The 12,780-nt window shown below is 61.0% G+C and carries 16 protein-coding genes; 13 read left to right on the forward strand and 3 right to left on the reverse strand.

Translation table 11 applies throughout. From position 1 onward, the window contains the following. Positions 1-219: 219 nt before the first annotated feature. From rpsL to AC5RK6_RS07380, 5 genes are all read left to right on the forward strand, one after another. On the forward strand, positions 220-594 hold the full coding sequence (gene rpsL, locus AC5RK6_RS07360) for a 30S ribosomal protein S12 (RefSeq protein ID WP_016443111.1): 375 nt from the start codon (positions 220-222) through the stop codon (positions 592-594). Further along, positions 594-1,064, forward strand: a complete 471-nt coding sequence (gene rpsG, locus AC5RK6_RS07365; protein ID WP_016443110.1) for a 30S ribosomal protein S7 — start codon at positions 594-596, stop codon at positions 1,062-1,064. Before rpsL ends, rpsG begins: the two co-directional genes overlap by 1 nt. Positions 1,065-1,106: 42 nt before the next feature. Then, on the forward strand, positions 1,107-3,233 hold the full coding sequence (gene fusA, locus AC5RK6_RS07370; protein WP_016443109.1) for an elongation factor G: 2,127 nt from the start codon (positions 1,107-1,109) through the stop codon (positions 3,231-3,233). Between the two features lie 104 nt (positions 3,234-3,337). Next, on the forward strand, positions 3,338-4,528 hold the full coding sequence (tuf, locus tag AC5RK6_RS07375; RefSeq protein ID WP_026428288.1) for an elongation factor Tu: 1,191 nt from the start codon (positions 3,338-3,340) through the stop codon (positions 4,526-4,528). Positions 4,529-4,666: 138 nt separating this feature from the next. Continuing rightward, positions 4,667-5,317: an HAD family hydrolase gene (locus tag AC5RK6_RS07380; RefSeq protein ID WP_320757515.1), complete on the forward strand. Its 651-nt coding sequence runs from the start codon at positions 4,667-4,669 to the stop codon at positions 5,315-5,317. Positions 5,318-5,378: 61 nt separating this feature from the next. On the opposite strand, the gene AC5RK6_RS07385 is transcribed toward AC5RK6_RS07380, so the two are convergent. The 3 genes from AC5RK6_RS07385 to AC5RK6_RS07395 all read right to left on the reverse strand — a co-directional run bounded on the left by AC5RK6_RS07385 (position 5,379) and on the right by AC5RK6_RS07395 (position 8,122). Then, positions 5,379-6,479 (reverse strand): zinc-binding dehydrogenase, encoded by a 1,101-nt coding sequence (locus tag AC5RK6_RS07385; protein ID WP_320757516.1) that lies wholly within the window; start codon positions 6,477-6,479, stop codon positions 5,379-5,381. Positions 6,480-6,481: 2 nt separating this feature from the next. Then, positions 6,482-7,906, reverse strand: coding sequence for an aldehyde dehydrogenase family protein (locus AC5RK6_RS07390; protein WP_435730667.1), 1,425 nt, complete (start codon positions 7,904-7,906; stop codon positions 6,482-6,484). Between the two features lie 84 nt (positions 7,907-7,990). After that, on the reverse strand, positions 7,991-8,122 hold the full coding sequence (locus AC5RK6_RS07395) for a hypothetical protein (RefSeq protein ID WP_257960040.1): 132 nt from the start codon (positions 8,120-8,122) through the stop codon (positions 7,991-7,993). A gap of 294 nt (positions 8,123-8,416) precedes the next feature. On the opposite strand from AC5RK6_RS07395, the gene rpsJ reads away from it, so the two are divergent. Genes rpsJ through rpsC form a run of 8 tightly spaced genes read left to right on the forward strand, consistent with a single transcriptional unit; the run spans position 8,417 to position 12,777 of the window. Beyond that, positions 8,417-8,725, forward strand: a complete 309-nt coding sequence (gene rpsJ / locus AC5RK6_RS07400) for a 30S ribosomal protein S10 (protein WP_016443104.1) — start codon at positions 8,417-8,419, stop codon at positions 8,723-8,725. 11 nt (positions 8,726-8,736) lie between these two features. Continuing rightward, positions 8,737-9,402, forward strand: coding sequence for a 50S ribosomal protein L3 (gene rplC / locus AC5RK6_RS07405; protein ID WP_016443103.1), 666 nt, complete (start codon positions 8,737-8,739; stop codon positions 9,400-9,402). 2 nt (positions 9,403-9,404) lie between these two features. Then, a complete protein-coding gene (gene rplD / locus AC5RK6_RS07410) occupies positions 9,405-10,052 on the forward strand; it encodes a 50S ribosomal protein L4 (RefSeq protein WP_087070539.1) in 648 nt (215 codons plus the stop codon). After that, entirely contained in the window at positions 10,052-10,363 is a 312-nt protein-coding gene (gene rplW, locus AC5RK6_RS07415) for a 50S ribosomal protein L23 (RefSeq protein WP_016443101.1), read from the forward strand. The genes rplD and rplW overlap by 1 nt, the downstream gene beginning before the upstream one ends. A 33-nt stretch (positions 10,364-10,396) precedes the next feature. Then, positions 10,397-11,233 (forward strand): 50S ribosomal protein L2, encoded by an 837-nt coding sequence (rplB, locus tag AC5RK6_RS07420; RefSeq protein ID WP_026428283.1) that lies wholly within the window; start codon positions 10,397-10,399, stop codon positions 11,231-11,233. Between the two features lie 14 nt (positions 11,234-11,247). Continuing rightward, positions 11,248-11,529, forward strand: a complete 282-nt coding sequence (gene rpsS, locus AC5RK6_RS07425) for a 30S ribosomal protein S19 (protein ID WP_026428282.1) — start codon at positions 11,248-11,250, stop codon at positions 11,527-11,529. 34 nt (positions 11,530-11,563) lie between these two features. Continuing rightward, a complete protein-coding gene (gene rplV, locus AC5RK6_RS07430) occupies positions 11,564-11,944 on the forward strand; it encodes a 50S ribosomal protein L22 (RefSeq protein ID WP_016443098.1) in 381 nt (126 codons plus the stop codon). Next, complete coding sequence (gene rpsC / locus AC5RK6_RS07435) at positions 11,944-12,777, forward strand: 30S ribosomal protein S3 (RefSeq protein ID WP_026428280.1); 834 nt, start codon at positions 11,944-11,946, stop codon at positions 12,775-12,777. Before rplV ends, rpsC begins: the two co-directional genes overlap by 1 nt. Positions 12,778-12,780: the final 3 nt, after the last annotated feature.

A 12,780-nucleotide genomic window follows, 5' to 3' on the forward strand; every position in this document is an offset into this window, starting at 1 on the left:
TGCGCGTTAAAAGAAGCGCCGGGCGGGCGCGCAACCCGTGTGTTTCCTAACACCTCAGCCCGCGAAGCTTTGACGGCTCCTCGTGTTAACCGCTATTCTTGTTTAGGTTGCCTGTTTGCGGGTCTGTTGTGGCGGCCTCCGGCCGTCCCGTAATGAGCGGTGTGCGTTCGGGCAGATTTGGCAAACGTTATAATATTCATCTGTCTATCAGGAGAAGTAGTGCCTACAATTCAGCAGCTGGTCCGCGAGGGCCGCGCGAAGAAGAAGCGCGCTCCTAAGCGCCCGGCGCTTAAGGGGAGCCCCCAGCGTCGTGGGGTGTGCACCCGCGTGTTCACCACCACCCCCAAGAAACCGAACTCTGCGCTCCGTAAGGTTGCCCGTGTTCGCCTGTCCTCCGGCATCGAAGTGACGGCGTACATCCCCGGTGAAGGTCACAACCTGCAGGAACACTCCATCGTCCTCGTTCGCGGCGGTGGCGTGAAGGACCTCCCCGGTGTGCGGTACAAGATCGTCCGCGGCGCCCTTGACACCCAGGGCGTGAAGAGCCGCAACCAGGCTCGTTCCCGTTACGGCGCCAAGAAGGAGAAGAAGTAATGCCTCGTAAGGGTCCGGTTAAGAAGCGTCCGCTGGTCAGCGATCCGGTTTACAATTCCCAGCTGGTGACCCAGCTGGTCAACCGCGTCCTCGTGGATGGCAAGAAGTCCCTGGCGCAGTCCATCGTCTACGGTGCGATGGAAGGCGTGGCAGAAAAGTCCGGGCAGGACGCCCTGGCGGTTCTCAAGCGCGCTATGGATAACATTCGTCCGCAGCTGGAAGTGCGTTCCCGCCGTGTCGGTGGCGCCACCTACCAGGTGCCGGTGGAAGTCAAGGCTGGCCGTTCCACGGCCCTTGGCCTGCGCTGGCTGGTGGAATTCGCGCGCCAGCGTCGCGAAAACACTATGACGGAACGTCTCCTCAACGAAATCCTCGATGCCTCCAACGGCCTTGGTGGTGCTGTCAAGCGCCGCGAGGATACCCACCGCATGGCGGAAGCCAATAAGGCCTTCGCCCACTACCGCTGGTAATCACCAGGGTTATCTGACCCGCGAGATAGAAGAGAGCGAAAAGTGGCACAAGAAGTGCTTACGGACCTTTCCAAGGTTCGCAATATCGGCATCATGGCTCACATCGATGCCGGCAAGACAACGACCACCGAACGCATCCTGCTCTACACCGGCATTAACCACAAGCTGGGTGAAACCCATGACGGCGCCTCGACGACCGACTGGATGGAACAGGAAAAGGAACGCGGCATTACGATTACGTCCGCCGCGGTCACCGCGTTCTGGAAGGGTACGCAGTTCAATATCATCGACACCCCCGGCCACGTTGATTTTACCGTGGAAGTGGAGCGCTCCCTGCGCGTGCTGGACGGCGCCATCGCGGTGTTCGACGGTAAGGAAGGTGTGGAGCCGCAGTCGGAAACGGTGTGGCGCCAGGCTGATAAGTACCACGTGCCGCGTATTTGTCTCATCAATAAGATGGATAAGTTGGGGGCGAACTTCGACTTCTCCGTCCAGACCATTCGGGATCGCCTCAGCGCCCACCCGACGGTTATCACCTTCCCGATCGGCGCGGAGAATGACTTCTCTGGCGTGGTGGACGTGCTCAAGATGAAGGCGATCCGCTTCCCCGAAAAGGATGCCCAAGGCAATGACACCTGGGGCGCCGTTGTGGTGGAAGAAGATATCCCCGCCGAACTGCAGGCCAAGGCCGAAGAGCTGCGCATGGCCGCTATGGAAGATGCCGCCGAAGCCTCCGATGAACTCATGGAGAAGTACCTCGAGGATGGCGAGCTGAGCACCGAGGACATGATCAAGGGTCTGCGTATCCGTACGATCGCCTCGGAAATCTACCCCGTGTACGCCGGTTCGGCCTACAAGAACAAGGGTATTCAGCCTGCGCTGGACGGCGTGGTGCACTTCCTGCCCGCCCCGATTGACGTTCCGGCCATCAAGGGCTTCAAGCCGGGTCACGAAGAAGACGGTGAAACCGAAGAACGCCACCCGAGCGAGAACGAGCCGTTCTCCGCGCTGGCCTTCAAGATTGCGGTGCACCCCTTCTACGGCAAGCTCACCTACATCCGCGTTTACTCCGGTAAGGTGGCGGCCGGCACCCAGGTGCTCAACTCGGTCAAGGGCCGCAAGGAGCGCGTGGGCAAGATGTTCCAGATGCACTCCAACAAGGAAAATCCTGTTGAAGAAGCGCATGCGGGGCATATTTACGCGTTCATCGGGCTGAAGGACACCACCACCGGTGATACCCTCTGCGCCCAGGACGCCCCGATTATTCTTGAGTCCATGTCCTTCCCGGAGCCCGTGATTCACGTGGCGATTGAGCCGAAGTCGAAGGGTGACCAAGAAAAGCTTTCCGTGGCTATTCAGAAGCTCGCGGAAGAGGATCCGACCTTCACGGTTCGTCAGGATGAGGAAACCGGCCAGACCGTCATTGGCGGTATGGGCGAACTCCACCTCGATATCCTCGTCGACCGTATGAAGCGTGAGTTCAAGGTTGATGCGAACGTCGGTGCTCCGATGGTTGCCTACCGCGAGACGATCCGCAAGAAGGTCGATAGCGTCGAATACACCCACAAGAAGCAGACGGGTGGATCGGGCCAGTTCGCGCGTGTCATCGTCACGTTTGAGCCTCTTGACTCCAACGAAGACGGCAACACCTACGAATTTGTCAATGCCGTGACAGGTGGTCGCGTTCCGCGTGAATACATCCCGTCTGTCGATCAGGGTATCCAGGAAGCCATGCAGAATGGTGTCCTCGCCGGGTTCCCGGTGGTGGGCGTCAAGGCCACCCTGGAAGACGGCGCTTATCACGACGTCGACTCTTCGGAGCTGGCGTTCAAGATCGCGGGTAACCAGGTGTTCAAGGAAGGCGCACGGCGCGCCAATCCTGTGCTTCTGGAACCCATCATGGACGTGGAAGTCCGCACCCCGGAAGAGTACATGGGCGACGTTATCGGCGACCTGAACTCCCGGCGCGGTATGATCAAGTCCATGGAGGATGCGACGGGCGTCAAGATCGTGCGCGCCAATGTGCCGCTGAGCGAAATGTTCGGCTACGTTGGCGACCTGCGGTCGAAGACCCAGGGGCGCGCGGTGTATTCCATGCAGATGGATTCCTACGCCGAGGTCCCGAAGGCCGTTGCGGAACAGATCATCGCGGAATCTCGTGGTGAATAGTCGCCGGTTTCGTTTACAATAGGTAACTGTTCGGAACAGACCGGATTATGCGCGAGCATCATCCACATAGCTGTAAGTAATTTCTAGAGTCCCAGGAGGGCCCAGTGGCGAAGGCCAAGTACGATAAGTCCAAGCCGCATATGAACATTGGCACCATCGGTCACGTCGATCACGGAAAGACGACCACGACCGCTGCGATCACCAAGGTTCTGTCGGATAAGTACCCGGATCTGAACGAGTACACCCCGTTCGATCAGGTTGATAACGCTCCCGAAGAGCGCCAGCGCGGTATTACCATCAACGTGTCCCACGTGGAATACCAGACCGAGAAGCGTCACTACGCGCACGTTGACGCCCCCGGCCACGCGGACTACATCAAGAACATGATTACCGGCGCGGCCCAGATGGACGGCGCGATCCTCGTGGTCGCGGCGACCGACGGCCCGATGGCCCAGACCCGCGAGCACGTGCTGCTCGCCCGTCAGGTGGGCGTGCCCCAGATCATCGTTGCTCTCAACAAGTCCGATATGGTTGACGACGAAGAGCTGCTCGAACTGGTGGAAATGGAAGTCCGCGAACTTCTTTCCTCCCAGGATTACCCGGGCGATGACCTCCCGGTCGTGAAGATCTCCGCTCTCAAGGCGTTGGAAGGCGATCCCAAGTGGGTTGCTTCCATCGAAGAGCTCATGGATCAGGTGGATAACTACTTCGAGGATCCGGTGCGTGACACCGATAAGCCGTTCCTCATGCCGATTGAGGACGTCTTCACCATTACCGGCCGCGGCACCGTGGTCACCGGCCGTGTGGAGCGCGGTATCCTCAACCTCAACGAGGAAGTGGAAATTCTCGGTATCCGCGATACCCAGAAGACCACCGTTACCGGTATCGAAATGTTCCACAAGCAGATGGACTACGCCGAAGCTGGCGAAAACTGCGGTCTGCTGCTCCGCGGCACCAAGCGTGAAGATGTTGAGCGTGGCCAGGTTGTGGCCAAGCCCGGCACCATCACCCCGCACACCCAGTTTGAAGCTCAGGTCTACGTGCTGAAGAAGGAAGAAGGCGGCCGTCACAACCCGTTCTTCTCCAACTACCGCCCGCAGTTCTACTTCCGCACCACGGACGTCACCGGCGTCATCACGCTGCCCGAAGGCACCGAGATGGTTATGCCCGGCGACAACACCGAGATGTCGGTTGAGCTCATTCAGCCCATCGCCATGGAAGAGGGCCTCGGCTTCGCTATTCGCGAGGGCGGCCACACCGTTGGTTCAGGGCGCGTCACCAAGATCATCAAGTAACTTGATGCATCGGCGCGAAGCTACCCGGTTGCCGGGTAACTGAGCAAAACGTCCGCCGTGAGGCGGGAAGGGACCCTAGCATTGCGCTAGGGTCCCTTTGTATTTGCACGACGACGCAGAACTTGGCAGAGTGACGCTATGGCTCTTGAGGATGTGTATAAGAAAATCGGGTTTCCCGGTGATGTGGCGGGCAGCGTTGCCCCGGCGGCGGTGCTCTGGGATATGGATGGCACCCTGGTGGATTCGGAAGAGGAATGGGCCCGGGTATCGGGGAATGTGGTGCGTTCCCACGGTGGAATCTGGACCGATGAGGATGTGCTGGCGATCCGCGGGGCGGATACCATCGCGCACGGGCGGCGCATGGTGGCCGCGGTGCGCCGTGGTGGAGGGGAAGTTGATCCCTGGAAAATGTTTGCGGAAGTGCTGCGCGCCATGGCCGTTCATATGGCCGATGCCCAGCTCATTGACGGCGCGGAGAAGCTTCTCGATGCGTTTTCCGCGGCCGGCATCCCACAAGCACTTGTGACGGCCACCCCGGGCCGCCCGGTGGAAATCTTCCTGGCCGGGCCGGGCAGCAGGCTGGAAGCGGCGGTTACCGGGGACGATAACGTCCCCGGTAAACCGAATCCCGCCCCCTACCTCCTGGGTGCGCAGCGCCTGGGCGTTGCGATCGAGAACTGCCTAGCCTTCGAGGATTCCGGGCCCGGGCTGGCCGCAGCCCGCAGCGCCGGCGCTTTCACCGTGGATGTGGGGGAGTTCCCCCTGGCCGAACTCGCGGCCTTACTCTAGCCAGTGCACTGGTTCGTTCGCCGCGGCCGCAGGGACGCGCTTGAACTTGCGAACGCCGCGGCTAGAACGACGTGATAACGACGCGGCCAATCCCGGCGTGATGATTCACCATGGCCTTATAGGTCGCATCGATATCGTCCAGGGCAATCTCGGTGGCAACAAGGTCATCCAGGTGGAGGCGGCCCTGCTGGTAGAACTCTACGTACTGGGGAATATCGGTCTTAATATCGGTATTCCCCATGTACACCGCGTGAATATGGCGCCGGTGCACGAAGAATTCATTGAGCGGATTGATCGTCCACTCCATCTCCGGCTTGAATACCCCAGCCACGTACACGTCCCCGCCCTGCCGCGTCGCGGCTATGGCGGTTTCCATCGTGGGTACGATGCCGAGTGCCTCGAAGGACTTATCCACCCCGCGCCCATCAGTCGCCGCGAAAATTTGCTCGATAACGTTCGAATCACCCGCGTTGACGAAGTGGGTCATCCCGAATTTCTTCCCGAATTCTTTCTTTTCCGGGTTGGTATCCACCCCGATAATCCGCCCGGCCCCGGCAATGCGGGCGCCGTTGACGATGCTCAGGCCCACGCCACCTAAGCCGACCACGGCAACGGTGTCACCGGGGCGTACCTGCGCGGTGTTCAGAGCCGCACCCGCACCGGTAATGACCGCGCAGCCGATCACGCAAGCCTGCGGGAAAGGCATCTCGGGGTCGATTTTCGCTACCTGGTGTTCGTGCACGAGTGCCTGCTCAGCAAAACCGGCGATACCGTATGTCTGGAAAATCGGTTCGCCCTTCCGGCTCAGCCGCGGAGGCTCATTCGGGCCGCGCAGCGTTTCTTCCGGGAATTCGCATTCGTACATGCGCGATTCCCGACAAGCCCGGCAGTGCCCGCAATACTGAATGAGGGAGGCGACCACGTGGTCTCCCACCTTAATTTCTTTCACGTCCGGGCCGACGGCGGTAACAATACCGGCGGCTTCGTGCCCGAGCACCTGCGGGAAGGGGAACCCGAAATTGGTGGTGGAGAGCGTGAGATCCGAGCGGCACAGGCCGGAAGCCTTGACGTCGAAAAGTACCTCGCGCCCGATGGGTTCGGCAATCTCGATATCTTCGATGGTGAACCCACCGCCCACAGAATTAACTACTGCTGCTTTCATGCTTACTCCTTTCCTGAAAGCGAGGAGAGGAACTCCGCCGCGGAGATTCCCTCCGGGAGAAGAATCGACTGGATATTGGCGAATTCGCGTACCCCTTCGTAGCCCATCTCGCGCCCGAAGCCTGAGCGCTTGACGCCACCGAATGGCATACCTGCGGGAACAGCGGGAACCGGGGAGTTAATGGCAACGGTGCCGGTATCTACCCAGGCGGCAACGCGCGCGGCATGCGCCACGTTCACCGAGTGAACCGTTCCGCCCAGCCCGTAGCACGAATCATTAGCCAGTCGGATTGCTTCTTCTTCCGAGGATACCCGGTAAACACTCCAGACCGGCCCGAAAATCTCCTCGTAGAATACGGCGTTATCCCGATCCACGTTTTCCAGCAGCGTCGGCTGCACCCAGGTATCTCCCTCGGGAACAATATGGCCTAGGGGAGTGGCGCTTGCCCCGCCGTCGATAGCCCGCCGAATCTGATCATTGACCGTGGCGGCTTGCTCACGGGACGACATCGGCGGCACGGTGGTTTCTTCCACTGCTGGATCCCCGGGGCGTAGCTGCGCGGTGCTTTCCTTGAGTCCGGCCACGAACCTGTCATAGAGCGCATCGGGAACGATCATGCGTTTGGGGGAGGCGCATACCTGGCCGGCATTGAAGCAGCGTCCCATAATTGCGAGCTGGATGGTGGCCTCAATATCGGCGTCGTCCAAAACAATAAAGGGATCGGAACCACCCAGTTCCATCACGGATTTCTTCAGGTGCCGGGACGCGAGCTGCGCGATTTTCGCTCCCGCAGCTTCTGAGCCGGTGAGCGTAACAATGCGTACCCGGTCGTCGCTGATGAGCCGCTCCACCTGCGCGTGGGTGGCGTAGAGATTTTGCCATACCCCGCGCGGCAGCCCGGCATCGTAGAGCACCTGGACAATCGCTGCGGCGCATTGCGGCAAAATCGACGCGTGCTTGAGGATAACCGTGTTGCCGCAGAGCATTGCGGGCGCGAAACCGCGAATGGCCTGGTAGTACGGGAAGTTCCACGGTTCAATTTCGACGACGACGCCCTCCGGGCGATAGTCAATATAGCCTTCAAAAGGTGCGGCGGTGGAGCTGACAGGGCGCGGAGCTAAAATATTTTCCGCTTCATCAGCGAGCCAACGCAGCATTGTTGGAACGGTGCCGCCGGCTTCCCCGGTGGCTTCCCCAATGAGTTTGCCCATTTCCAGGGTGGCCAGCGCCCCGAGTTCGCTCGCGCGTTCTTCCGCGATATCCGCGGCGCGGCGCAAAATAGCGGCGCGTTCGGCGATGGAGGTGCGGCTCCACGTCTGGAATGTTTCGTGGGCCAGCTCGAGGGCCTTATCCACCTCGGCATCGGTGGCATAGGGGAACTCGGCGAGCACCTCACCGGTATAGGGATTTGTTGATCGATAGGACATCTTTGTCTACCTCCTCGGTATGGTGGATGATCACCCGCCCGCAGCATCCGCGCTGCTAAGCGATGTAGATCACTTAAGGCCATGCTAGGTGGTGGCGGCATCCGGGGCAAGGGTGGGGCGACGGCGCCGCTGGCGGCCCGCGTGGCCGAGAGTCCGGGAGGCTGCGGCGTCGTCGTACCGCGACGTGAAGCGCTTCACCGCAACCGTTTCTTGCACGAAACGCGGCCTTTCGGTAAAATTTTTACCCGTGCCGGCAGGCCTTCGGGCTCGCTGGGAATGAGAAACGGCGCACGTTCGCCGTGAAAGTCTTGAAAGTACGCCGAAGTTTTTGGCATACTTAACAAGTTGCTCGGATTACGAGCGAAGGAACTTAATCGGTTACCCAACGCCGATTATCGTATAAAGGGTTCTCCGTAACCTCACATAGGGCATGGCTACTAGATTTACCTCCGGTACGACACGCCCGAGTGCGGGTACCGGGCACCGAAGCTAAAGAGAGGTAGACGCGCCATGGCGGGACAGAAGATCCGCATTCGGCTGAAGTCATATGACCACGAGGTCATTGATAGCGCGGCCAAGAAGCTCGTCGATGAAGTTGCGCGTACCGGCGCGACCGTGGTGGGACCCGTCCCGCTGCCGACGGAAAAAAACGTTTTTTGCGTTATCCGCTCGCCCCACAAGTACAAGGACTCCCGCGATCACTTTGAGATGCGCACACACAAGCGCCTTATTGACATCGTGGATCCCACCCTGAAGACGATTGACAGCCTGCGCCGTCTCGATCTTCCGGCTGACGTCAACGTGGAAATCAAGCTCTGAGGTAATACGCAATGAACTCCAAGCAAGCTGTTGCCAGCAAGCCCGTGAAGGCGTTGCTGGGCACGAAGCTGGGGATGACCCAGCTCTGGGATGAGGACGGGCGCCTCCTTCCCATTACCGTTGTGCGCGTGGGCACCAATGTGGTGACCCAGGTTCGCACCCCCGAGGTTGACGGCTATTCCGCCGTGCAGCTCGCCTCGGGCGATGAAAAGACGAAGAACGTCACCAAGCCGCTCCAGGGCCACTTCGCTAAGGCCGGTGTTACGCCGCGCAAGAAGCTGGCGGAAATCCGCACCCCCGATGCCAGTGAATACACGCTCGGGCAGGAACTGACCGCGGATATCTTCGAAGCCGGTCAGTCCGTTGACGTTATCGGTACCTCCCGCGGTAAGGGCTTCGCCGGTGTGATGAAGCGTCACGGCTTCGCCGGTGTGTCGGCCTCCCACGGTGCGCACCGCAACCACCGCAAGCCCGGTTCCATCGGCGCCTGCGCCACCCCCTCGCGCGTCTTCAAGGGTCTGCGCATGGCTGGTCGCATGGGTCAGGACCGTGTCACGGTGCAGAATCTGTCCATCCACTCCGTTGACCTCGAGAACGGCCTGTTGCTCGTGGTTGGCGCCATCCCCGGTGCAAAGGGTGGCTCGGTTGTGGTCCGCACGTCCGTGAAGGGAGCCTAACAATGGCAGACTTCAAGATTGACGTTCTCGATGAAACCGGCAAGGTGACCTCGCAGGCCACCCTCCCGGCTCAGCTCTTTGATCTCGACTTCAATATGGCGCTGGTCCACCAGGTCGTTAACGCGCAGCAAGCTGCCGCTCGCCTCGGTACCCACGCCACGAAGACCCGCGGTCAGGTGTCCGGCGGCGGCAAGAAGCCGTGGCGCCAGAAGGGGACCGGCCGGGCCCGCCAGGGTTCGATCCGCGCTCCGCAGTGGGTCGGTGGCGGCGTTGTCCACGGCCCGCAGCCGCGTGACTACTCGCAGCGCACCCCCAAGAAGATGATCGCGGCCGCGCTGCTGCAGTCCCTTTCGGACCGGGCTCGCCACGAGCGTATTCACGCCGTGACCGCTTTTGTTGCCGATGAGACCCCGTCCACCAAGGCGGCGCGTACGCTCATCGAGAAGATGAACGAGGGGCGCAAGGCGCTCGTCGTGGTCCAGCGTGAAGATGACGCCTCGGTGCTCTCCGTGCGCAACCTCCCGCAGATCCACGTCCTCTACGTTGATCAGCTCAATAGCTACGACGTTCTTGCTGCTGACGACGTTATCTTCACCGAAGCCGCGCTCGGCGCGTTCGTGGAGAAGAACACCAAGAAGGATGAGAAGTAATGACTGAGAACGGTAACTTCTGGAATAAGAACCCGCACGATGTCATCCTCGCCCCGGTGATGTCGGAGAAGAGCGCGCTGCTCGAAGAACAGGGTAAGTACACCTTCTTCGTTGATCCGCGTTCGAATAAGACTGAAATCAAGCAGGCCGTCGAAGCGATTTTTGGCGTCAAGGTTGCCTCCGTCAATACGCAGAACCGCCAGGGCAAGACCCGGCGTACGCGCAACGGCATCGGGCGGCGCAAGAATACCAAGCGGGCCATCGTCACCTTGCGCGAAGGCTCCATCGACATCTACGGCGAAATCGTCTAATAGGCGATTCGAGGAACTGAGGAATAAGAACTCATGGGAATTCGTAAGTACAAGCCGACGACCCCGGGTCGTCGCGGTGCGAGCGTTGCCGACTTCGCCGAGATCACTCGTTCGACCCCGGAGAAGTCCCTCGTTCGTCCCCTGAAGAAGACCGGTGGGCGTAACAACCAGGGACGCATCACCACCCGTCACAAGGGCGGTGGGCACAAGCGCCAGTACCGTCTCATCGACTTCCGTCGCTGGGATAAGGACGGCGTGCCGGCCAAGGTTGCGCACATTGAATACGATCCGAACCGCACCGCGCGCATTGCGCTGCTTCACTTCGTTGATGGCGAGAAGCGTTACATCGTTGCTCCCCGCGGCGTGAAGCAGGGCGATCTCATCGAAACCGGTCCGAATGCGGATATCAAGCCCGGCAACAACCTGCCGCTGCGCAATATCCCGCTCGGTACCACGGTGCACAATGTGGAACTCAAGCCGCTGGGCGGGGCCAAGATCGCCCGCAGCGCCGGCGCTTCCGTGCAGTTGGTTGCCCGCGAAGGCAAGTACGCGCAGCTGCGTATGCCCTCCGGTGAAATCCGTAACGTGGACGTGCGTTGCCGCGCCACCGTCGGTGAAGTCGGCAATGCCGAGCAGGCGAATATCAACTGGGGTAAGGCCGGCCGTATGCGCTGGAAGGGCGTGCGCCCGACCGTCCGCGGTGTTGTGATGAACCCGGTGGACCACCCGCACGGTGGTGGTGAAGGTAAGACGTCCGGTGGGCGCCATCCCGTTAGCCCGTGGGGCAAGAAGGAAGGCCGTACCCGCCGTCCGAACAAGGCCAGCGACAAGCTCATCGTGCGCCGTCGCAAGACCGGCAAGAAGCGCTGAGGAAGGATTAGCTGATGCCCCGCAGTTTGAAGAAGGGTCCGTTCGTCGACGAGCACCTCTACAAGAAGGTCGACGAGCAGAACGAGAAGAACACCAAGAACGTAATCAAGACCTGGTCGCGTCGGTCGGTTATCACCCCCGATTTCCTGGGTCACACCTTTGCAGTGCACGATGGACGCAAGCATGTGCCGGTATTCATTACCGAATCCATGGTTGGCCACAAGCTCGGGGAGTTCGCCCCGACCCGCACCTTCCGCGGGCACGACAAGGACGACCGAAAGGGCCGCCGGCGCTAAGCCGGGGCCTCGAGCGAGAGAGTAAGGCAGAACTATGGAAGCAAAGGCGCAGGCGCGCTTCGTGCGCGTGTCGCCCATGAAGGCCCGTCGTGTCGTGGACACCATCCGCGGCCGGCGCGCCCTGGACGCTATTGACGTACTGCAGTTCGCACCGTTTGCGGCCGCCACTCCGGTTCGTAAGATCGTGGAGTCGGCCATCGCCAACGCGCGCTACGCCGCCGAGCAGGCGGGGGAGCGCTTCGATGAGTCCGAGCTGTTCATTGGCGAAATTTACGCCGATGAAGGCCCGACGATGAAGCGTATCCAGCCGCGTGCCCAGGGCCGGGCGAACCGCATCAACAAGCGGACGAGTCACATCACCGTTATCGTTACCGACGAGAAGCCCAAGACCAAGAACCAGAGGAGGGCCCGCTAGTGGGACAGAAAGTCAACCCTATTGGGTTCCGTCTCGGCATCACGACCGACCACCGCTCCAAGTGGTTCGCTGATTCCACCAAGAAGGGGCAGCGCTACTCGGACTACGTCCTCGAAGATGTCAAAATCCGTGACATGATCGAAAAGACGCTCGAGCGCGCCGGGATTTCCAGCGTGCACATCGAGCGCCGCGCCGAGCGCGTGGTTGTGGATATCCACACCGCTCGCCCCGGCATCGTCATTGGCCGGCGCGGTGCGGAAGCTGATCGCCTCCGCGCTGATCTGGAGAAGCTGACCGGTAAGGCCGTGCAGCTCAATATTCTCGAAGTGAAGAACCCGGAAGCTGACGCCCAGCTCGTGGCGCAGGGTATCGCGGAACAGCTCGCCTCGCGCGTGTCCTTCCGCCGCGCCATGCGCAAGGGTATCCAGTCCGCCGAGCGCGCCGGTGCCAAGGGCATCCGCGTGCAGTGCTCGGGCCGTCTGGGTGGCGCCGAAATGTCGCGCAGCGAGTTCTACCGCGAAGGGCGCGTGCCGCTGCACACCCTGCGCGCGAATATCAACTACGGTTTCTACGAAGCGCGTACCACCTTCGGCCGCATCGGCGTGAAGGTGTGGATCTACCGCGGTGATCTGACCGACGCTGAGTACTACCGCAGCCTCGCGGAAGCTCCGCGCGGTGGGCGCGGGGGCCGTTCGGATCGTCGCGGTCGCCGCGGCGCCGGTCGCGGTCGCGGTGGCCAGCGTGGGGAAGCCCGCAGCGAACAGGCTCAGAGCCCGGCGGCCGGAGCCGAAGCTCCGGTGGCCGCGCCGGAATCAACCGGAACGGAGGCATAACTC

The organism is Actinotignum sp. usb-actsch-213, assembly GCF_059085665.1.

Coding starts and splice junctions, on each gene's coding strand:
- rplD (WP_087070539.1), top strand. CDS start 9,405: ATGGCAGACTTCAAGATTGACGTTCTCGATGAAACCGGCAAGGTGACC.
- AC5RK6_RS07385 (WP_320757516.1), bottom strand. CDS start 6,479: ATGAAAGCAGCAGTAGTTAATTCTGTGGGCGGTGGGTTCACCATCGAA.
- rplV (WP_016443098.1), top strand. CDS start 11,564: ATGGAAGCAAAGGCGCAGGCGCGCTTCGTGCGCGTGTCGCCCATGAAG.
- rpsG (WP_016443110.1), top strand. CDS start 594: ATGCCTCGTAAGGGTCCGGTTAAGAAGCGTCCGCTGGTCAGCGATCCG.
- rplW (WP_016443101.1), top strand. CDS start 10,052: ATGACTGAGAACGGTAACTTCTGGAATAAGAACCCGCACGATGTCATC.
- rpsS (WP_026428282.1), top strand. CDS start 11,248: ATGCCCCGCAGTTTGAAGAAGGGTCCGTTCGTCGACGAGCACCTCTAC.
- AC5RK6_RS07380 (WP_320757515.1), top strand. CDS start 4,667: ATGGCTCTTGAGGATGTGTATAAGAAAATCGGGTTTCCCGGTGATGTG.
- rpsJ (WP_016443104.1), top strand. CDS start 8,417: ATGGCGGGACAGAAGATCCGCATTCGGCTGAAGTCATATGACCACGAG.
- AC5RK6_RS07390 (WP_435730667.1), bottom strand. CDS start 7,906: ATGTCCTATCGATCAACAAATCCCTATACCGGTGAGGTGCTCGCCGAG.
- rplB (WP_026428283.1), top strand. CDS start 10,397: ATGGGAATTCGTAAGTACAAGCCGACGACCCCGGGTCGTCGCGGTGCG.
- rplC (WP_016443103.1), top strand. CDS start 8,737: ATGAACTCCAAGCAAGCTGTTGCCAGCAAGCCCGTGAAGGCGTTGCTG.